The sequence below is a fragment of the Pseudomonas sp. KCJK9058 genome, from assembly GCF_046230975.1.
Taxonomy (GTDB): Bacteria; Pseudomonadota; Gammaproteobacteria; order Pseudomonadales; family Pseudomonadaceae; genus Aquipseudomonas; species Aquipseudomonas alloputida.
Genome location: NZ_JBJJLR010000015.1, coordinates 1 through 20,061, shown reverse-complemented (window position 1 = coordinate 20,061; position 20,061 = coordinate 1). Strand labels below are relative to the sequence as shown.

15 protein-coding genes are annotated in these 20,061 nt (G+C 62.6%); 6 read left to right on the top strand and 9 right to left on the bottom strand.

Annotated features, from left to right (window positions below):
• Nucleotides 1-10: 10 nt before the first annotated feature.
• The 4 genes from ACK59Z_RS10855 to cobA all read left to right on the top strand — a co-directional run bounded on the left by ACK59Z_RS10855 (nucleotide 11) and on the right by cobA (nucleotide 4,430).
• Complete coding sequence (locus ACK59Z_RS10855; protein WP_003248677.1) at nucleotides 11-586, top strand: ANTAR domain-containing response regulator; 576 nt, start codon at nucleotides 11-13, stop codon at nucleotides 584-586.
• 184 nt (nucleotides 587-770) lie between these two features.
• The gene (locus ACK59Z_RS10850; protein ID WP_060546419.1) at nucleotides 771-1,982 is read left to right on the top strand and encodes a NarK/NasA family nitrate transporter; all 1,212 of its coding nucleotides are present in this window, start codon (nucleotides 771-773) and stop codon (nucleotides 1,980-1,982) included.
• 9 nt (nucleotides 1,983-1,991) lie between these two features.
• Nucleotides 1,992-3,662, top strand: coding sequence for a protein kinase domain-containing protein (locus tag ACK59Z_RS10845; RefSeq protein WP_409292991.1), 1,671 nt, complete (start codon nucleotides 1,992-1,994; stop codon nucleotides 3,660-3,662).
• Nucleotides 3,663-3,689: 27 nt separating this feature from the next.
• A complete protein-coding gene (cobA, locus tag ACK59Z_RS10840) occupies nucleotides 3,690-4,430 on the top strand; it encodes a uroporphyrinogen-III C-methyltransferase (protein ID WP_003248669.1) in 741 nt (246 codons plus the stop codon).
• 86 nt (nucleotides 4,431-4,516) lie between these two features.
• Here cobA and ACK59Z_RS10835 read toward each other — a convergent pair whose 3' ends face one another.
• The 8 genes from ACK59Z_RS10835 to ppsA form a co-directional block, all read right to left on the bottom strand.
• The gene (locus tag ACK59Z_RS10835) at nucleotides 4,517-5,551 is read right to left on the bottom strand and encodes an OmpA family protein (protein ID WP_003248667.1); all 1,035 of its coding nucleotides are present in this window, start codon (nucleotides 5,549-5,551) and stop codon (nucleotides 4,517-4,519) included.
• A gap of 111 nt (nucleotides 5,552-5,662) precedes the next feature.
• Nucleotides 5,663-6,229, bottom strand: coding sequence for an RNA polymerase sigma factor SigX (sigX, locus tag ACK59Z_RS10830; protein WP_003248665.1), 567 nt, complete (start codon nucleotides 6,227-6,229; stop codon nucleotides 5,663-5,665).
• A gap of 113 nt (nucleotides 6,230-6,342) precedes the next feature.
• Nucleotides 6,343-7,167, bottom strand: coding sequence for a mechanosensitive ion channel family protein (locus ACK59Z_RS10825; RefSeq protein WP_003248659.1), 825 nt, complete (start codon nucleotides 7,165-7,167; stop codon nucleotides 6,343-6,345).
• Nucleotides 7,168-7,169: 2 nt separating this feature from the next.
• Nucleotides 7,170-7,442 (bottom strand): hypothetical protein, encoded by a 273-nt coding sequence (locus tag ACK59Z_RS10820; RefSeq protein WP_014591816.1) that lies wholly within the window; start codon nucleotides 7,440-7,442, stop codon nucleotides 7,170-7,172.
• Between the two features lie 87 nt (nucleotides 7,443-7,529).
• Nucleotides 7,530-8,525 carry a zinc transporter ZntB gene (locus ACK59Z_RS10815; protein WP_108191535.1) on the bottom strand — a complete coding sequence of 332 codons (996 nt, stop codon included), beginning with the start codon at nucleotides 8,523-8,525 and terminating at the stop codon, nucleotides 7,530-7,532.
• Between the two features lie 27 nt (nucleotides 8,526-8,552).
• On the bottom strand, nucleotides 8,553-9,044 hold the full coding sequence (rraA, locus tag ACK59Z_RS10810; RefSeq protein WP_003248652.1) for a ribonuclease E activity regulator RraA: 492 nt from the start codon (nucleotides 9,042-9,044) through the stop codon (nucleotides 8,553-8,555).
• A 655-nt stretch (nucleotides 9,045-9,699) separates the two neighbouring features.
• On the bottom strand, nucleotides 9,700-10,692 hold the full coding sequence (locus ACK59Z_RS10805; protein WP_014753965.1) for an alpha/beta fold hydrolase: 993 nt from the start codon (nucleotides 10,690-10,692) through the stop codon (nucleotides 9,700-9,702).
• A 102-nt stretch (nucleotides 10,693-10,794) separates the two neighbouring features.
• The gene (gene ppsA, locus ACK59Z_RS10800; protein ID WP_003248638.1) at nucleotides 10,795-13,170 is read right to left on the bottom strand and encodes a phosphoenolpyruvate synthase; all 2,376 of its coding nucleotides are present in this window, start codon (nucleotides 13,168-13,170) and stop codon (nucleotides 10,795-10,797) included.
• Nucleotides 13,171-13,361: 191 nt separating this feature from the next.
• Between ppsA and ACK59Z_RS10795 the strand changes: the two genes are divergently transcribed.
• Nucleotides 13,362-14,180, top strand: coding sequence for a pyruvate, water dikinase regulatory protein (locus ACK59Z_RS10795; protein ID WP_003248634.1), 819 nt, complete (start codon nucleotides 13,362-13,364; stop codon nucleotides 14,178-14,180).
• 261 nt (nucleotides 14,181-14,441) lie between these two features.
• Here ACK59Z_RS10795 and ACK59Z_RS10790 read toward each other — a convergent pair whose 3' ends face one another.
• Nucleotides 14,442-19,307, bottom strand: a complete 4,866-nt coding sequence (locus tag ACK59Z_RS10790) for an NAD-glutamate dehydrogenase (RefSeq protein WP_004576879.1) — start codon at nucleotides 19,305-19,307, stop codon at nucleotides 14,442-14,444.
• A gap of 274 nt (nucleotides 19,308-19,581) precedes the next feature.
• On the opposite strand from ACK59Z_RS10790, the gene ACK59Z_RS10785 reads away from it, so the two are divergent.
• Nucleotides 19,582-19,935, top strand: a complete 354-nt coding sequence (locus ACK59Z_RS10785) for a hypothetical protein (protein ID WP_003248629.1) — start codon at nucleotides 19,582-19,584, stop codon at nucleotides 19,933-19,935.
• Nucleotides 19,936-20,061: the final 126 nt, after the last annotated feature.

Here is a 20,061-nt window from a genome sequence, read left to right as displayed (position 1 = left end):
GGGGGCGAACATGCTGCGCATCCTGCTGATCGACGACACCCAGAGCAAGCTCGGCCGCCTCAGGGCGGCGTTGAGTGAGGCCGGCTTCGAGATCATCGAAGCCCCAGACCTGACCATCGACCTGCCCGCCTGCGTCGAAACGGTGCGCCCCGACGTGGTATTGATCGATACCGACTCACCAGACCGCGATGTGATGGAACAGGTAGTGCTGGTGAGCCGTGACCAGCCGCGGCCCATCGTGTTGTTCACCGACGAGCACGACCCCGGGATGATGCGTCAGGCGATCCAGGCCGGGGTCAGCGCCTATATCGTCGAGGGTATCCATGCTGCGCGGCTGCAGCCAATCCTGGACGTGGCCATGGCCCGCTTCGAGAGCGACCAGGCACTGAAGGCGCAGCTGCTGGCGCGCGACCAGCAACTGGCCGAACGCAAGCGCATCGAGCAAGCCAAGGGTTTGCTGATGAAGATGAAGGACTGCAACGAAGAACAGGCCTATACCCTGATGCGTCGCCAGGCCATGAGCCGGCAGCAGAAGCTGATCCAGGTGGCCGAACAGATCATTGCCATGCATGAGATGCTCGGCTGATGCGCTGAAAATCTCAAGCCAGCCCCACCAGAAGTTGGCCCATCTCTTGCTCAACAAAACTCACCGGTAGCCAACGGCGGTTACCCCACTTGAATCCCGACAAAGACGTCGCTCTCCCCTCCACGCCCGTGGAGCGGGTAGCGGCGTTTTTTTCGTTCCGTTGTACTACCGAGTGAGGTGTTCGATGAGTACCAGCTTCTGGAAATCCGGGCATGTGCCCACGCTGTTCGCCGCATTTCTGTATTTCGACCTCAGCTTCATGGTCTGGTACCTGCTGGGCCCGCTGGCGGTGCAGATTGCTGCCGACCTGCAACTGAGCGCACAACAGCGGGGCCTGATGGTGGCCACGCCGATCCTGGCCGGGGCAATCCTGCGCTTTGCCATGGGCATTCTGGTCGACCGCCTGTCGCCCAAGACGGCTGGCCTGATCGGCCAGGTCGTGGTCATCGTCGCCCTCGCCGCAGCCTGGTACCTTGGCGTACACAGCTATGAACAGGCCCTGCTGCTCGGCGTGTTCCTGGGCTTTGCCGGTGCGTCCTTCGCCGTCTCGCTGCCGCTGGCCTCGCAGTGGTACCCGCCACAGCACCAAGGCAAAGCCATGGGCATCGCCGGCGCCGGCAACTCCGGCACGGTGTTCGCGGCCTTGCTGGCACCGGCACTGGCAGCGGGCTTTGGCTGGAACAATGTGTTCGGCTTTGCGCTGATCCCGCTGTCACTGGCGCTGGTGGTGTTCGCCCTGTTGGCGCGCAATGCCCCGCAACGGCCCAAGCCAAAAGCCATGGCCGACTACCTCAAGGCACTGGGCGACCGTGACAGCTGGTGGTTCATGTTTTTCTACAGCGTTACCTTCGGCGGTTTCATCGGCCTGGCCAGTGCCCTGCCCGGCTACTTCAGTGACCAATACGGCCTGAGCCCGGTCACCGCCGGCTACTACACCGCCGCTTGCGTGTTCGCCGGCAGCCTGATGCGCCCGCTTGGCGGCGCCCTGGCTGACCGTTTTGGCGGCATCCGCACCCTGCTGGGCATGTACGGCGTCGCCGCCATCTGCATTGCCGCCGTCGGCTTCAACCTGCCCTCTGCCGCGGCCGCACTGGCGCTGTTCGTCAGCGCCATGCTCGGCCTGGGTGCCGGCAATGGCGCCGTGTTCCAACTGGTGCCCCAACGCTTCCGCCAAGAAATCGGGGTAATGACCGGTCTGATCGGCATGGCCGGTGGCATCGGCGGCTTCCTGCTGGCAGCCGGGCTTGGCACCATCAAGCAGCACACTGGCGACTACCAACTGGGGCTGTGGCTGTTCGCCAGCCTGGGCCTGCTGGCCTGGTTCGGCCTGTACGGGGTGAAACAGCGCTGGCGCACCACCTGGGGCTCGACTGCAGTCACTGCAGCGCGGGTCTGAGGCACGCCGATGAGCCTGCAACTGAGCTTTGCCCAGGCCAGCGCCACCGGGCCGCGCGCGGAAAACCAGGACGCCCTGCGCCTGGTGACACCGGCACCAGAACTGGCCGCCAGCAAAGGCTACCTGTTCGCGCTGGCCGACGGCGTCAGCCAATGTGCCGACGGCGGCCTGGCGGCACGCGCCAGCCTGCAGGCACTGGCCCTGGATTACTACGCCACGCCGGCCACCTGGAGCGTAGCCCAGGCCCTCGACCGTCTGCTGCTGGCGCAAAACCGCTGGTTGCGCGCCCAGGGCAGCGGCCAGCCGTTGTTGACCACGCTTAGCGCGCTGGTGTTGCGCGGCCGACGCTTTACCCTGGCCCATGTAGGCGACTGCCGGGTGTACCGCTGGCACGGGGGGACGCTGCAATGCCTGAGCGAAGACCATGTCTGGGACCAACCGGGCATGCAGCATGTACTGAAACGGGCACTGGGCCTGGACCAGCACCTGCTGGTGGATTACCTGGAAGGCGAGCTGCAACCGGGTGAATGCTTCCTGCTGCTCAGCGACGGGGTCTGGGCCAGCCTGGGCGAACAGCACATCCAGGCCGTGCTGCGCGAGCAAACTGACCTGCAACTGGCCGCCGACACCCTGGTGACCAGTGCGCACCTCAACGGCAGCAAGGACAACGCCAGCGCCTTGCTGGTGCAAGTCGATCAACTGGGCACGGCCAACCTGGGCGATACCCTGGCGCAACTGCAACAATGGCCAGTGCCCGGCCCGCTGCGCGAAGGCCAGGTGATCGACGGCTGGCAGGTCGAAACACTGCATGCGCACAGCCGCCAGTCCTTGCTGTACAAAGTGCGCGATAGCCAGAACCAGCCTTGGCTGCTCAAGACCCTGCCCCCGGCACGCGAACAGGAACCGGGGGCGGCACAAGGGCTGTTGCTGGAAGAGTGGTTTCTGCGCCGCATCGCCGGCCGGCACTTCCCCGAGCTACACACCGCCAGTCAGCGTCAGCACCTGTACTACGTGATGCGCGAATATCCCGGCCGAAACCTGGCGGCGTTGCTGGCCGAACAAGGCCCGCTGCCCTTGCCGCAATGGCTGGAAGTCGCCCGGCAACTGCTGCAGGCAGTCGGTGTGCTGCATCGGCGCAACTTGCTGCACCGCGATATCAAGCCAGACAACCTGCACCTGGGCCGTGATGGCCAGCTGCGCCTGCTGGACTTCGGCCTGGCTTATTGCCCGGGCCTGTCCGAAGACCCGCTGCACGAGCTGCCCGGCACACCCTCGTACATCGCCCCGGAAGCATTCGAAGGCCACCCGCCCAGCCCGCGTCAGGACTTGTATGCAGTGGGCGTGACCCTGTACCACCTGCTGACCGGACACTACCCGTACGGCGAGGTAGAGGCCTTTCAGCGCCCGCGCTTCAGCCAGCCGGTCAACGCCGCGCGCTACCGACCCGACCTGCCGGAATGGCTGCAGCACAACCTGCTGCAGGCCGTGGCGAGCGACCCGGCGCAGCGCTTCGAAACCGCCGAACACTGGTTGCTGCTGCTCGAGCGCGGCGACCGCCAGGAACTGCCCAGCCGACCCCGGCCGCTGCTGGAGCGCGAGCCGCTGAAGGTGTGGCGCACCCTGGCCCTGTTGTCGTTGCTGATCAATCTGATACTGCTGTTCACCCTGCTCAAGGGCTGAACGCACCTTGCCGATGAGGAAACCCTGATGAATGCAAAAGTATGGCTGGTCGGTGCCGGCCCTGGTGACCCTGAACTGCTCACCCTCAAGGCCGTGCGTGCGTTGCAGCAAGCCGCCGTGGTCATGGTCGACGACCTCGTCAACCCGGCAGTGCTCGAGCATTGCCCGCAGGCCCGGGTAATGACCGTGGGCAAGCGCGGCGGCTGCCGCTCTACACCGCAAGCGTTCATTCAGCGCCTGATGCTGCGCCACGCGCGACAGGGCCGTTGCGTGGTGCGGCTCAAGGGCGGCGACCCTTGCATCTTCGGCCGTGGCGGTGAGGAGGCACTGTGGCTGCAGGGCCATGGCATCGAAGTGGAGGTGATCAATGGCATCACTGCCGGCCTGGCCGGGGCCACGCAGTGCGGGATCCCCCTGACTTCACGGGGCGTGAGCCGAGGGGTGACGCTGGTGACGGCGCACACCCAGGACGATAGCGAACTGAACTGGGCGGCCTTGGCTCAGGGCGGGACAACGCTGGTGGTCTACATGGGGGTGGCGCGGCTGGAACAGGTGCGCCAGGGATTGCTGGCGGGGGGCATGGCGCCGGGAATGCCGGTGGCGATGATCGAAAACGCCTCGTTGCCGCAGCAGCGGGAGTGCAGAAGCGATGTGCAGGGAATGGTGGAAGCTGCGCGGGCGTTTGGCTTGCGTAGCCCGGCAATCCTGGTGATTGGAGAGGTGGTGGGAGAGCAACAGGCTGTGGGGCGGATCGCAATCGCAGGCTAACAGCAGGAACAGCCTTCGAGGCCGGTTAAACCCCAGGCAAAGAAAAACCCGGCCGAGGCCGGGTTTTTCATGAAGCTTCAAACCAATTACTTGGCCTGGGCTTCTACCTGAGCTTCAACGCGACGGTTGATAGCACGGCCTTCTTCGGTGGCGTTGTCAGCAACCGGACGGGTTTCGCCGTAGCCAACCGAGTCAACACGGCTGGATTCTACGCCGTACTGCTGGGTCAGCACTTGCTTGACAGCGTTGGCACGACGCTCGGACAGCTTCTGGTTGTAAGCGTCTGGACCCACGGAGTCAGTGTGACCTTCAACCACGGTGGTGGTTTGTGGGTACTGCTTCATGAAGTCAGCCAGGTTTTTGATGTCGCCGTAGCTGTTAGGCTTGACGACCGACTTGTCGAAGTCGAACTTGACGTCCAGCTCAACGCGAACGACTTCGGCAACAGCCGGGCAGCCGTCGGCGTCAACGGTAACGTTGGCCGGGGTGTCTGGGCACTTGTCGACGTTGTCGCACACGCCATCGTTGTCGGAGTCGGAGCAGACTTCAGCAACTGGAGCAGGAGCAGCTTCAGCTTGCTTCGGGCTACCGCCGAAGTTCAGGCCAACACCAACGCTCGGGGCCCACTCGGTGTCGCCCTGGTCGATGTTGTACTGAGCTTCTACGCCGGCACGGGCATAGAACATGTCGGTGATGTACCACTTGGCGCCAGCGCCAACGTTGGCGAAGGTGGAGTGGTCACGACCGCCACGGCCGGTCTGGCCCAGCGACTGGTGCGAGAAACCAGCGGAAACGTACGGACGGATGGCGTCGTACGGGTTGTTGAAGTGGTAAACGGCGTCCAGGGCGGTGTTCGAGCCCTTGATGTTCTTGCCGTCTTCGCCACGAGCGTTGTGCACTTCGTCGTAGCCCAGACGCAGCTCTACGTCGTCGGTCAGGAAGTAACCGATCGAGCCGCCGAACAGGTTGCCGTCGTTCTTGAAGTCGCGCTGGCTGTCGAAGAATTCTTTCTTGTAGAAGATTTCAGTCTCGACGGCGCCTTGACCTTGTGCCATAGCGCCAATCGAAGTGGCGGCTACAAGCGAACCAATGGCCAAGCCCAAGGTGTTTTTCAATTTCATCCGTTAAATCCCCATCTGGTGATAGTTAAGCAGTCCCACCACAAACAAGAGGGACAACTCGACGGCGAGTCTAGCAGAACTCGCCGGTTCGTTAGAGATATTTGCACGCCCCTAAGTTTCATCAAGGCCGGCAAATTTCTCCCGAAGCTTGTCTAGCGCGCGCTTGTAACGCATTTTCGTCGCGCTCAGGCCCATGTGCATGATGTCGGCAATTTCCTGAAATTCCAGCTCTGCGACAAAACGCAGCACCAGAATTTCCCGGTCAATCGGGTTCACATGCACCAGCCACTTGTCCAGCCCGCCTTTTTCTTCCGGCTTTGGAGCCTTGTCCTCGGACGCCTCTTCAACAGGGTCCAGACTCAAGGCATCCATCAACCGACGTTTGCGGCGCTCCTTGCGGTACTGGGTAATGCACTCGTTGTAGGTGATGCTGTAGAGCCAGGTCTTGAACTTCGACTTACCCTCGAAGTTTTTCAGCCCGTACAGCACTTTCAGCATCACTTCCTGACAGACATCGTCCGCGTCACGGTCGTTCCCCAGATAACGCGCACAGACGTTGAACAGGGTCCGTTGGTAGCGCCGCATGAGCTCTTCATAGGCGCGAGTAACGTGGTACAGCTCCTCATGCGAACGCGCCACCAACTCTTCGTCTGTGAGCTCGCGGGGGTCATAGCGCATGGGCGGCGAATGAACTTTATTCAAAACGGATCTGGCCGACAGTCAGGTCAATGTCGCCGCGCGACCCCGTGGGTCGAATTTCGCGGCGGCATACATTAACAGCTTTTGTGCGGTTAGCGGCTATTGACGCGCTGTTCAAGCAGTTCGCGGTTAGACAGCGACACCAGTTCGCCATCATCGGTCAGCAGCGTCGTCTTCACCGTACCGATCTCCTCGATATGCCCTTCGACCTCTCCAATCCGCACCTGCTGGCCCACTTGGTATAGCTCGCGCACGTAGATGCCGGCCAGGATCTGCCCGGCGATTTCGCGACTGCCAAGGCCCATGGCCAAGGCAACGGCCAGACCAACGGTAATCAGCCCGATAACGATGACGTGGTTCAGCAGGTCGGTTTTCACTTCCAGCTGGCTGATGGCCACCGAGATGCTGATGATGATCACAAGGCCTTGGGTGATACGCCCCAGGCCTGCCGAGTATTCCAGGCCGATACCTTCGGCAGCGCCACGCACCAGACCATTGGCCACCTGCGCCAGCAGGACGCCGGCCAGCAGCACCAGGGCCGCGCCGAACACTTTGGGCAAGTACAGGGCGAGCATGTCGAGGGTTGCCGAAACCCGCTCCAGGCCCAGCGATTCGGCGGCCGAGACCAGGAAGATGAGCAGCACGAACCAATAGACGATCTTGCCGATCAGGGTCGAGATTGGCACCTGGATGCCGCCCCGACCGAGCATTTTGGTGAGGCCGGTACCGGCCATCAGGCGGTCCAGGCCAAATTTGGCCAACAGTTTGGACAGCAGCGTGTCGAGCAGCTTGGCCACCACGAAACCGAGCAGCACCACGACCAGCGCGCCGAACAGGTTGGGGATGAAGTTCGCTACCTTGGTCCAAAGGGCAGTCATCGCGGTGACCAGGCTCTGGGTCCAGAGATCGAGTTCCATATTCAATCGGCCTTATCTGCTTTGCTGCCGGTGGCAGCGTTGCGGGAAGAGTGTCGACGCACCGGCGCAACATGCGCCGAGCCATTGTTCACGGCAATCAGCAGCGCCTGGCTCCAACGGCCAAGCAGGCTGAACAGATCACCCGCGCCAACCTGGCGGTTGGCGGTTTTCAGCACGCGACCCAGGCAAGCGGCGTCGTCCCGGTCGTCCCGGTCATTGCCGGAGGGTGACGCCTTGAGCAGGTCGCGCAGGGATTCTTCAAACGGATCGTGCATGGGCACCTCGCGCAGTGTCAGCAAGAGACGAGACGGCCGGGCGACGGGTCACACATCCTGTTGGCACGAAGGTTTCAAATTGCACCGCTATACCCATCGCAACCGCCGGAACAGCCACCACTGCCCTGCGGCCAACCCCAGCACGACAATGCAGGCGAACAGGAAGCCCAAAGGGTTTTCCGCCCCGGGGATGCCGCCGACATTGATGCCCAGCAGCCCGGTGACAAAGCTCATGGGCAGGAAGATGCAGGTGATGATGCCAAAGCGGTACATGGTGCGGTTCATCCGCTCGCTGCGCCGCCGATCCTCGCTTTCCAGCACCAGCGCAGCGCGTTCGCGGGCCAGTTCCAGCTCTTCGAGGTAGCGGATCAGGCTGTTGTTGAGTTCATTCCAGTAATCGGCGTCGGCATTGGCGAACCAGCTCCATTTGCTGCGCGACAACTGCGCGTAGATTTCCCGTTGCGGGGCGAGAAAGCGGCGCAAGCCAGCGGCACGGCGGCGGATCTGCTGCAGGCTGCCCTGCTCCGGGGCATACCGCTCGTCGGATTCGACCTTTTCTTCCTCCAGGTCGACGAGCTCGGCCAGGTCGCTGACCAGGCCCTGGACCTTTTCGGTGAGCAACTCACCCATCAACAACAACAGTTCCGAGGCCGATTTCGGTCCCCTGCCCTGTTCCAGCAACTGGAGAATTTCATCGCTGGCGCGCAACGGCCGCAGGCGCAGCGAGATGACCCGCTGCGCCTCGGCGAAGATGCGTACCGAAACCATGTCTTCGGGCTCGGCACCCGGATTGAGGTTGACCCCCCGCAGGAACAGCAACAGCTGTTCGTCCGCCATGGGCAGCAGGCGCGGCCGGGTGTTTTCTTCCAGCAGCAGCTCGCAGGCGAACTCGCTCAGGCCGCTGTCGTGCAGCAGCCAGGAGCGGGTTTGCGGATGGCTGCGATCCCAGTGCAGCCACAGGCTCTGCTCGGGTTGCAACTGCAGGTCGTCCAGTTCGGTACGGGCAATAGAACGCGCGCCGCCTTTGCCATCGAGCACCAGGGCATGCACCAGCCCCCACTGCGCGTTGTCTTCCTCGAACATCAAAGCTCCATCAGCGCGTGCTGCGCATTACTCCGGCATTTTCAGCGGGCTCGGCGAGACCAGCACGCCATTGTTGTCGGCATACACATACTCACCCGGGCGGAAGGTGACCCCGGCGAAGGTCACCACCACGTTGAGATCGCCAATACCGCGCTTGTCAGTCTTCATTGGGTGGCTGGCCAGGGCCTGCACGCCAACGTCGGTCTGGATCAGCACGTCGACATCACGCACACAGCCGTAGATCACCAAGCCTTCCCAACCGTTTTTTGCGGCTTTTTCGGCGAGCATGTCGCCCAGCAGCGCACGGCGCAGCGACCCCCCGCCATCGACCACCAGCACTTTGCCCTTGCCGTCGAGTTCGACCTGCTCCTTGACCAGCGAATTGTCCTCGAAACACTTGATGGTAACGATCTGGCCACCGAACGAATCGCGGCCACCGAAATTGCTGAACATCGGTTCCAGCACTTGTACCAGGTCCGGGTAGGCGTCACACAGGTCGGGCGTTACGTAATGCTGCATGGGAAGCTCCTGTCAGTCACAACGAAAGCGGTTATCGGCCAAGGCTACACCTTGGAGGCTGTCGCAGTCATCCGGGACCGGGCAGTCATTTGTATTCATCCTGCACCGGGCCTTCCACGCGTGACCCGTTCCGGCACAGGAACGCGCCGTTATCCAGGTGTAGGAGCGGGTTTACCCGCGAATACGGTGGTGGCGGCAACGGTGAACGGCCGGTGGAAATTGGCCAACAGGCCCGGCCCTTTCGCGGGTAAACCCGCCCCTACGACGGCCTGTGTCCAACCCCCGATGTGCGTCCACCACCAATCCGGTGTAGGAGCGGGTTTACCCGCGAATACGGTGGTGGCGGCAACGGTGAACGGCCGGTGGAAATTGGCCAGCAGGCCCGGCCCTTTTGCGGGTAAACCCGCCCCTACGACGGCCTGTGTCCAACCCCCGATGTGTGTCCACCACCAATCCGGTGTAGGAGCGGGTTTACCCGCGAATACGGTGGTGGCGGCAACGGTGAACGGCCGGTGGAAATTGGCCAGCAGGCCCGGCCCTTACGCGAGTAAACCCGCCCCTACGACGGCCTGTGTCCAACCCCCGATGTGCGTCCTCCACCAATCTGTGTAGGAGCGGGTTCACCCGCGAAGAGGCCATGACAGGTACAGCAAACTCAGCTGGCAGGCACAGGTTCCGCAACGACAGTGGACGCATGCACCGGCAGCAGCGGGTTGCGCAGCCAGCGCTCCACCAGCGGCCACACCTGCACCTGCGCGGCCTTGCTCACCAGCATGTCGACATGCCCAAAGGCCTCGAAACCTTCTTCACGACCCAGCCGCAGGAACTGCTTGCGCTCGCCGCCCAACTGCTCGAACAGCTTGCGACAGGCCCACACCGGGTCCTGGAAGTCCCCTGCACCGGCCACTGCCAGCAGCGGTACATCCACTTCAGCCAGCCCTGCCCACCAATCGTTCTGCTTGTCGCCAAAGCGCCCGAACAGGCCGTGCCAGCGCATGCTCTCCAAGGCGAGGCCTATCGGCTCGTCTTCAGGCCCACGCTTGAAACGTGGCCCGGATATCTGTCCCCAACGCTTGAGCACCAGCTTCGCGCCCCAAGCCAGCGGCGGCACTTTCAATGGCCAATAGACACGGCTGATCTGGGTACCGAACAACGCCACACTGGCGACTTGCCCAGGCTCCAGGAAGCCGCCACCCAGTGCTGCCGCCAATGTCGTCCCCCCCAGCGAATGGCCCACCCAGTGCGGCGCCTGGCCCGATTGCTCGCGCACGAAGGCGTTGATCAGCGGCAGGTCATCACGGGCGTAGGCAGCAACACTGTTGTGCTTCCAGGCAAGGTTGCGCGGCGACAAGCCATGGCCTCGCATTTCCGGGATCCAGACATCGAAACCGGCGCGCGCAAGGTAGGCGCCCAGGCCAACCCCTTTGGGCGAATACCAGAAACGCCGATTGGAAAAACTGCCGTGCAGGAGAATGACCGGCACGCCTTGGGCCTGAACCTGGTCGGCCAGCCCCAGACGGGTGATGGCGAGCTCGACGCTGGGGTCCGGGCCATTACCGGCCTTGATCCGATACACGTCTTCGCTGAGATCGCCGCGGCGCTCGGCACTGAGCAGGGCCACGGGGAATAGAGTGCTGCTGCTTTGCATAAGGTTGCTTGGTGCACAAAAAAGGGCGGGGTCCATTGCTGGAGCTCGCCCTGGAAAAAACCAGGCAGGAGGACGCCAGACGTCCCCCCGCGTTTTACTGCATCAGGCCGCGCCTTGGCCTTCGGCCAGGAAGAACCAGGTCTCGAGTACCGAGTCCGGGTTCAGCGAGACGCTTTCGATGCCCTGCTCCATCAGCCACTTGGCCAGGTCCGGGTGGTCCGATGGGCCTTGGCCGCAGATGCCGATGTACTTGCCAGCCTTGTTGCAGGCGGCAATGGCGTTGGCCAGCAGCTTCTTCACCGCAGGGTTACGCTCGTCGAACAGGTGGGCAATGATGCCCGAGTCACGGTCCAGGCCCAGGGTCAGCTGGGTCAGGTCGTTGGAGCCGATCGAGAAGCCGTCGAAGTATTCCAGGAACTCTTCGGCGAGGATGGCGTTGGACGGCAGTTCGCACATCATGATCACGCGCAGGCCGTTGTCGCCACGGGCCAGGCCGTTTTCGGCGAGCAGGTCGACAACCTGGCTGGCTTCGCCCAAGGTGCGCACGAACGGCACCATGATCTCGACGTTGGTCAGGCCCATTTCGTTGCGCACACGCTTCAGTGCACGGCACTCGAGCTCGAAGCAGTCACGGAACGATTCGCTGATGTAGCGCGACGCACCGCGGAAGCCCAGCATCGGGTTTTCTTCTTCTGGCTCGTACAGCTTGCCGCCGATCAAGTTGGCGTACTCGTTGGACTTGAAGTCCGACAGGCGCACGATGACCTTTTTCGGGTAGAAGGCCGCCGCCAGGGTGCTGATACCCTCGACCAGCTTCTCGACATAGAAGCCGACCGGGTCGTTGTAGCCGGCAATGCGCTTGTCGACGCTGTCTTTCAGGTCGGCAGGCAGGCCCGCATAGTTCAGCAGCGCCTTGGGGTGCACGCCGATCATGCGGTTGATGATGAACTCCAGGCGTGCCAGACCGACACCGGCGTTGGGCAGCTGGGCGAAGTCGAAGGCGCGGTCCGGGTTGCCGACGTTCATCATGATCTTGAACGGCAGTTCCGGCATGGCATCGACCGAGTTCTGCTTGATGTCGAAGCCCAGCTCACCTTCGAAGATGAAGCCGGTGTCGCCTTCGGCACAGGAAACGGTCACGCCCTGGCCGTCTTTCAGCACCTGGGTAGCGTTGCCGCAACCGACAACCGCCGGGATGCCCAGCTCACGAGCGATGATCGCCGCGTGGCAGGTACGGCCACCGCGGTTGGTGACGATGGCACTGGCGCGCTTCATCACCGGTTCCCAGTCAGGGTCGGTCATGTCGGAGACCAGTACGTCGCCCGGCTGGACCTTGTCCATTTCCGAGACGTCGTTGATGACGCGAACCTTGCCGGCGCCGATACGCTGGCCAATGGCACGGCCTTCGACCAGCACGGTGCCTTTCTCTTTGAGCAGGTAGCGTTCCATGACGTTGGCGCTGGAACGGCTCTTCACCGTCTCAGGGCGGGCCTGGACAATGTACAGCTTGCCGTCGTCACCGTCCTTGGCCCACTCGATGTCCATCGGGCGCTGGTAGTGCTGCTCGATGATCATGGCCTGCTTGGCCAGCTCGCTGACCTCGGCATCGGTCAGGCAGAAGCGTGCGCGCTCGGCGCGGTCGACTTCGACGGTCTTGACCGAACGACCGGCCTTAGCCTCGTCGCCGTAGATCATCTTGATCGCCTTGCTGCCCAGGTTACGGCGCAGGATGGCCGGGCGGCCGGCCTGCAGGGTGTTCTTGTGCACGTAGAATTCGTCAGGGTTGACTGCACCCTGTACGACGGTTTCGCCCAGGCCATAGGCGCCAGTGATGAACACCACGTCGCGGAAGCCCGACTCGGTATCGAGGGTGAACATCACCCCGGCAGTGCCGGTTTCCGAGCGGACCATGCGCTGCACGCCGGCAGACAGGGCCACCAGCTTGTGGTCGAAGCCCTGGTGCACGCGGTAGGCGATGGCGCGGTCGTTGAACAGCGAAGCGAACACTTCCTTGGCCGCGCGGATCACGTTATCGACGCCGCGGATGTTGAGGAAGGTTTCCTGCTGGCCGGCGAACGAGGCGTCCGGCAGGTCTTCAGCGGTAGCCGAGGAACGCACGGCAACGGCCATGTTGTCGTTGCCGGCGGCCATTTCGGCGAAGGCCGTACGGATTTCCGAATCCAGGCGTGGCGGGAATTCGGCTTCCATGACCCACTGGCGAATCTGCGCGCCGGTCTTGGTCAGGGCATTGATGTCGTCAACGTCCAGCGCGTCGAGCGCGGCGTGAATGCGGTCGTTCAGCCCACTCTGCTCGAGAAAGTCACGGTACGCCTGAGCCGTAGTGGCAAAGCCGCCCGGCACCGACACGCCGGCACCGGCGAGGTTACTGATCATCTCGCCCAGGGATGCGTTCTTGCCCCCCACATGCTCCACATCATGGACGCCGAGCTTATCGAGGGAAACTACGTACTCTACCAAGGTGATCTCTCCACTAACTGTGTTGGAAAAGCTCAAAAGGCGCCCGCCTGTCTTCTATGACTTGGCCGGGCGTTTGTGGCCTGTACCTGGAAAATAGGCGCTGCAAATGTGGCAGAATGTCGACAGCCGCATTCGGCAAACCGAACTTATCATATCCAAGAATCGTCATCAGCTTAAGGCCCAGATCGCAAATGAAACGAACCGCGTTCTTCATCTCCGACGGCACCGGTATCACTGCCGAAACCCTGGGCCAGAGTTTGCTCGCGCAATTTGAGAGCATTCCCTTCAACAAATTCACCCGTCCTTACATCGATTCGCCGGACAAAGCGCGGGCCATGGTCCAGCAAATCAACGCTGCGGCCGAGCGGGATGGGGTCCGCCCGATCATCTTCGACACCATTGTCAACCAGGACATCCGCGAGATCCTGGCGACGTCGAATGGCTTCATGATCGACATCTTTTCTTCGTTTTTATCCCCACTTGAGCAGGAATTGATCGCCCATTCGTCGTATTCCGTGGGCAAATCCCACTCGATTGGTGGCAATTCCAACTACATGGAACGCATCGAGGCGGTGAATTTCGCCCTGGATAACGACGATGGTGCACGCACCCACTACTACGACAAAGCCGACCTGATTCTGGTTGGCGTGTCGCGTTGCGGCAAAACCCCAACCTGCCTGTACATGGCCATGCAGTTCGGCATCCGTGCCGCCAATTACCCGCTGACCGAGGACGACATGGAGCGCCTGCAGCTGCCGGCGGTGCTGAAAAAGCACCACAGCAAGCTGTTCGGCCTGACCATCGACCCCGACCGCCTCACCGCCATCCGCCACGAACGCAAGCCCAACAGCCGTTATTCCAGCTTTGCCCAGTGCGAATTCGAAGTGCGTGAAGTGGAAAGCCTGTTCCGCAGGGAGAACATTCCCAATATCAATTCCACGCATTTTTCGGTGGAAGAGATTTCCGCCAAGATCCTGGTCGAAAAAGGCGTGGAGAGACGGTTCAAGTAACAGCCCCGCCCCCCCTGTAGGAGCGGGTTTACCCGCGAATACGGTAGCGGCGGCAACGGTGAACGGCCGGTGGAAATTGGCCAGCAGGGCCGGCCTCTTCGCGGGTGAACCCGCTCCTACACGACGGGCTGCGTCCAACCCCCGATGTGTGTCCACCACCCATCTGTGTAGGAGCGGGTTCACCCGCGAAAGGGCCAGCCCAGGCATACAAAAAAAGCCCCGGCATCACTGCCGGGGCTTTGTTTTACCTCACCACAAGGCTCAGGACGGCACCACCGCTGCCTGCCCGCTCATGGCCAGGTCGACCAGCTCGCGGTTGGCCACCGCGTACATCGCATAGTCAGTGCCCGTGGCATTGCGCAGGTCGTCGAGCATGGCGCGCCAGCGCTCCACCATTCCCCGATGCTGCTCTGACCACAGCGCCACGCGGGCATCCATGTCTTGCGGTGCATCGGCCATCTGCAGGACCGAAATGGTGATCGCCCGCTGCTGCAAGTCGATATCGTCGCGGAATGCCTCGCGCGCCAGCGCCTGCCAGTTGTTTTCCACCGGCAGGTTGCTGATTTCCTGCAGGTACCAGGTCAGGTCCAGCGCGCTGCCCACGGCGAAGAATGCCTTGGCCACCTGCGCAGGCTCATGGCCGGTAACGTCGGCCGCTTCAATGATCGGCAGCAGGGTGTACAGGTGGCTGGTACCCGCCACCATACGCGCCAGCAACTCCGGCACACCGGCGTCGACAAAGCCTTGGTAGCGCACCATCCAGCGTTCGCGGGTGGGGCCTTCGAGCAGCTCGTCAAGCTTCAGACCCAGCTGCGCAATCTTCGGCCCGAAGTGCGCGGTATCGCGCCCGGCGTCCTGTTCGTTGCGGCGGCTACGCAGGAACCAACGGGTGGCACGACGACCCAGTCGCATCAGCTCGTCCATCAGGGTGAGCTGGATCTCTGCCGGCACCTGATAGTCCAGCGCCTCAATCTGGCGGAACCAGTGCGGCAGGTGGAAGATGTCGCGTACGATCACGTAAGCACCGGCCACGTTGGCCGGGCTCATGCCGGTCGACTCCTTCAGGCGCTGGACGAAGGTGATACCCATGTTGTTGACCAGGTCGTTGGCGATCTGGGTGCTGACAATTTCGCGCTTCAGGCGGTGGCGGCGCATGGCCTCGGCGAACTTGCTGACCAGGGACGGCGGGAAAGCGGTTTCCATGTCACGGGTCAGGTAGTCGTCGTCCGGCACCAGCGATTTGAGCAGTTGCTCCTTGAGGTCGATCTTGCTGTACGAGATCAGCACCGACAGCTCGGCGCGGGTCAGGCCGTGGCCGGCAGCCAGGCGTTCGGCCAACTGCTCTTCGGACGGCAGGAATTCGATGGCACGGTCCAGCTTGCCCCGCGCCTCGAGGTCGGCCATCAGGCGCTTGTACTCGGCAATCCGCTCGCGGGCGCGGCGGGCAGCCAGCGACAATGCCTGGGTCTGCTTGTAGTTGTTGCCCAGTACCAGCCCGGCGACTTCGTCGGTCATGCTGCCCAGCAGCTGGTTGCGCTGCTTCTCGGTCATGTCGCCACCCTGCACCACTTCGTTGAGCAGGATCTTGATGTTGACCTCGTGGTCGGAGCAGTCCACGCCGCCGGCGTTGTCGATGAAGTCGGTGTTGGTGGCGCCGCCGTTCAGGCCGAACTCGACGCGGCCGAGCTGGGTCATGCCCAGGTTGCCGCCCTCGCCCACTACCTTGCAGCGCAGTTCGTTACCGTTGACCCGCAGCGCATCGTTGGCCTTGTCGCCGACATCGGCGTGGCTCTCCGTACTGGCCTTGACATAGGTCCCGATGCCACCGTTCCACAGCAGGTCTACCGGGGCCTTGAGCAGCGCATTGAGCAACTCGGTCGGGGTCAGGCGGTCGGCTTCGATGGCGAAGCGCTCTTTCATCTGCGGGCTGATGGCGATGCTCTTGGCACTGCGCGGGAAGATCCCGCCGCCTTCGGACATGATGCTGGTGTCGTAGTCACTCCAGGCCGAGCGCGGCAGGTCGAACAGGCGCTTGCGTTCAGCGAAGCTGGAAGCGGGCTCCGGGTTGGGGTCGATGAAGATATGCAGGTGGTTGAACGCGGCCACCAGTTGCAGCTTGTCGGACATCAGCAGGCCATTGCCGAACACGTCGCCGGCCATATCGCCCACACCAATGACGGTGATCGGGTCTTCCTGCACGTTGATGCCGCGCTCGCGGAAGTGGCGCTGCACACCCACCCAGGCACCGCGCGCGGTAATGCCCATCTTCTTGTGGTCGTAACCGGCCGAGCCGCCGGAAGCAAAAGCATCGCCCAGCCAGAAACCGTAGTCGATAGCGATGCCGTTGGCGATGTCGGAGAAGGTCGCGGTGCCTTTGTCGGCCGCTACCACCAGGTACGGGTCGTCATCGTCATGGCGCACCACGTTGGCCGGCGGCACCACGCCACCGTCCTTGAGGTTGTCGGTGATGTCGAGCAGGCCGGAAATGAAGATGCGGTAGCACGCCACGCCTTCGGCGGCAATCTCGTCACGGCTGCCGCCCAGCGGCAGGCGACGCGGCAGGAAACCACCCTTGGCGCCGACCGGCACGATGACCGAGTTCTTCACCTGCTGGGCTTTCACCAGCCCCAGCACTTCGGTACGGAAGTCCTCTTCGCGGTCGGACCAGCGCAGGCCACCACGGGCAACGTTGCCAAAGCGCAGGTGCACGCCCTCGACGCGTGGCGAATAGACGAATATCTCGAACTTTGGCACCGGTTTGGGCAGTTCGGGGATCAGCTTGGGGTTGAACTTGAAGCTGAAGTACGACTTGTTCTGGCCGTTTGCGTCGGGCTGGTAGAAGTTGGTACGCAGGGTGGCTTTGATCAAGTCCAGGTAGCGCCGCAGGATGCGGTCTTCGTTGAGCACCTGCACGTCATCCAGGGCGCTCAGGATGGCCTGTTCCAGGCGCTGCTGCTTGTCGTCAAGGTCGTCCTGGGTAAGCTTGCGCGCCAGGTAGAAGCGGGTCTTGAACAACCGGGTCAGCTCACGGGCGATGTCGGTGTGGTTGTTCAGGGTGCTGGCGATATAGCCCAGATCGAAGCCCAGACGGATCTGTTTCAGGTAACGGGCGTAGGCACGCAGCAAGGCCACGTCGCGCCACGGCAAGCCGGCGGTGAGCACCAGGCGGTTGAAAGCGTCGTTCTCGGCATCACCACGGACGATGTGGATGAAGGCGTCCTGCAGGGTGTCGTTGAGCTGCTGGATGTCCAGGCTCAGGCCTTCGCTGTAGGTGAAGGCAAAGTCGTGGATCCAGTATTCGCGGCCATTGGCATGGCGCAGGCGGTACGGGAACTCGCCGAGCACGCGCAGGCCGAGGTTTTCCAGGATCGGCAGCACGTCGGACAGCGCCAGCGGGGTGTCGGCGTGGTACAGCTTGCAGTGCAGGATGCGCTCGCCTACCTGGGTCAACGGCTGGTAGAAGCTCATTGCCAGCGGCTTGCTTTCCGACAGGTTCAGCACATGCTGCAGGTCGACCACCGCCGAGTGCGCGGCGAAGCGCTCGCGGTATCCGGCCGGGAAGCCTTTGGGGAAATCGGCGAGGATGTTGGTGCCTTGGGCTTCGCCGAAGTTCTCCACCACCAGTGCCGAGTAGTCGTCATGCCACGAGCGGCAGGCCTGGATGACTTCGCGTTCCAGCTGCTGCGGGTCGATGTCGATACGGTTCTTGGGGTCGACCCGCAGGATCAGTTGCACACGGGCCAGTACCGATTCGGAGAAGAAGGTCCAGAACTCGCAGTCGCTGGCCTTCAGGCGCTCCATCAGCACCTGCTGGATCTTCTGCCGCACTTCGGTGGAGTAGATTTCCCGCGGGACGTAGGCCAGGCAGTAGCAGAAGCGGCCATACGGGTCTTTGCGCAGGAACACGCGGATCTTGTTGCGCTCCTGGATCTGCACGATTGCCATGACCGTGCTGAACAGCTCGTCGATCGGCGTCTGGAACAGGTCGTCGCGCGGCAGCACTTCCAGCACCTGGGCCAGTTCCTTGCCCAGGTGGGCCTTGGGATCGAAGCCCGAACGGCGCTCGACTTCGGCCACCTTCACGCGGATGTACGGAATGGCATGCACGCTTTCGCCATACACCGACGAGGTGTACAGCCCCATGAAGCGGTGCTCCTTGATGACCTTGCCGTCGGCGTCCAGCTGGCGGATCGACACATAGTCCGGGTAGGCCGGGCGATGCACGCGGCTGGGCAGCGCAGCCTTGGCGAACGACAGCAGCAGCGGCTCGTTGAGGTAGGCCACAGCGTAGTCTTCGATGCGCAGCTCTTCTGCGGTCAGGCCCACACGCAGCCGGCGCGGCAAGCCGAGGAACGACTGCTCGTCGTAGACCATCTGGCCGCCATCGGCGTCGCCCTTGACGGTGAATTCTTCATAGCCCAGGAAGGTGAAGTGGTTATCCAGCAGCCACTCGAGGAAGGCCTTGACTTCGCCCTTCTCGTTTTGGGCAGGACCAAAGCCGGTCTGTTCCACCTGCGCCACCACTTCACGCAGCTTGGCCTTCATCGGCTCGAAGTCGGCCACCACCACCCGTACCTCGGCCAGCACCTGCTCGATCTCGCGGGTCAGCACTGTCAGCTCGGCGGCATTGGCGCAGCGGTCGATCTCCAGGTACATCAGTGACTCGTAGCGCACGCCCTCGCCCTGGGTGCCCTTGGGCAGCAGTTCCAACAGCTCGCCCTTGGCGCCACGGCGCACGCTGAGCACGGTGGTTTGCAGGGTGTGGATGCTGTAGCCACGGCGGTTGAGCTCGGTACGCACCGAGTCGACCAGGAACGGCAAGTCATGGTGCAACACTTCGACCACGGTATGGGTCGACTGCCAGCCATTGCGTTCGTAATCAGGGTTGTACACCCGCACTTGCGGGTATTCGGGGTCGAAACGCTCGATGATGCGCCAGGCTGACAGGGTGCAGCCGGCCAGGTCGGAAAGCCTGCGCTGGGTGAGTTCGTCCAGAGAGATGATGCCGAAGAACTGCTCGGCGAACAGCGCCACTTGTGGCAGGGACTGCTCGCTGATGTGCTGCGCCAGGGCCGCTTGCAGTTGGTGCTGGAAGTCGGCTTTGCTGGCTGCGGTGAAGAACGCCATCTGTGGTACTCCGCTTGGGCTTTGTAATAATTGAAGCGTCGCTGCGTGCGCCGTGTACGGATCAACGATAGCCAACCCGTGGCATGACGGACGGTAAAAACCAGACGTTGAACGTGCGCAGGCACGCCCAGAGCTCGCCGAAGCTTAACGACTGATCGGTCATCTACGCTTGCAGCGCTGCGACAATTTCGGTCAAGGGGCGGTAACTTTACGTTTATGCCTGTACGCAAGACTGTCAGAATTCCCTTCCGTTTCCTTTGACCCGAGCCTGCTCATGCAAATCAACACCGCCCTGCTGTTCGCCACCCCTTGCGATGACGAGGAAGACAACATGGCGACCCTGTGCTGCCACAGCGACAAGGGTCAGATGTTCCTGCTTACCCGTTACCCGGACGAGGACACCGTCGACCTGACGCTGGATGACGAGCCGTCGACGCTGGATGGCCTTAAAGTGACCCTGAGCGCCAAGCGCCTGCTGATCGAAGTGGCGGCCGGCGACCGGGACGCGCTGAAGGGGGATGAAGCACTGGAAATCAACCTGACCAGCGAGCTGAGTGACATGGATGAAGTGAAGGAAACCCTGGAGAACATCCTGGCCGGTACTGGAACCCTGGTCTGCGAGCTTTGAACCCTGCCCCTGCCTAGTGGGAGCGCGGTCCATGTGGGAGCAACTGTCTTGCTCAATTTCTAAAAGCTGGCGCCTTCCCTGTGGGAGCGGGCTTGCCCGCGAACACGGGCGAAGCCCGTGCCATCT

Coding starts and splice junctions, on each gene's coding strand:
- ACK59Z_RS10855 (WP_003248677.1), top strand. CDS start 11: ATGCTGCGCATCCTGCTGATCGACGACACCCAGAGCAAGCTCGGCCGC.
- ACK59Z_RS10850 (WP_060546419.1), top strand. CDS start 771: ATGAGTACCAGCTTCTGGAAATCCGGGCATGTGCCCACGCTGTTCGCC.
- ACK59Z_RS10845 (WP_409292991.1), top strand. CDS start 1,992: ATGAGCCTGCAACTGAGCTTTGCCCAGGCCAGCGCCACCGGGCCGCGC.
- cobA (WP_003248669.1), top strand. CDS start 3,690: ATGAATGCAAAAGTATGGCTGGTCGGTGCCGGCCCTGGTGACCCTGAA.
- ACK59Z_RS10835 (WP_003248667.1), bottom strand. CDS start 5,551: ATGAAATTGAAAAACACCTTGGGCTTGGCCATTGGTTCGCTTGTAGCC.
- sigX (WP_003248665.1), bottom strand. CDS start 6,229: ATGCGCTATGACCCCCGCGAGCTCACAGACGAAGAGTTGGTGGCGCGT.
- ACK59Z_RS10825 (WP_003248659.1), bottom strand. CDS start 7,167: ATGGAACTCGATCTCTGGACCCAGAGCCTGGTCACCGCGATGACTGCC.
- ACK59Z_RS10820 (WP_014591816.1), bottom strand. CDS start 7,442: ATGCACGATCCGTTTGAAGAATCCCTGCGCGACCTGCTCAAGGCGTCA.
- ACK59Z_RS10815 (WP_108191535.1), bottom strand. CDS start 8,525: ATGTTCGAGGAAGACAACGCGCAGTGGGGGCTGGTGCATGCCCTGGTG.
- rraA (WP_003248652.1), bottom strand. CDS start 9,044: ATGCAGCATTACGTAACGCCCGACCTGTGTGACGCCTACCCGGACCTG.
- ACK59Z_RS10805 (WP_014753965.1), bottom strand. CDS start 10,692: ATGCAAAGCAGCAGCACTCTATTCCCCGTGGCCCTGCTCAGTGCCGAG.
- ACK59Z_RS10795 (WP_003248634.1), top strand. CDS start 13,362: ATGAAACGAACCGCGTTCTTCATCTCCGACGGCACCGGTATCACTGCC.
- ACK59Z_RS10790 (WP_004576879.1), bottom strand. CDS start 19,307: ATGGCGTTCTTCACCGCAGCCAGCAAAGCCGACTTCCAGCACCAACTG.
- ACK59Z_RS10785 (WP_003248629.1), top strand. CDS start 19,582: ATGCAAATCAACACCGCCCTGCTGTTCGCCACCCCTTGCGATGACGAG.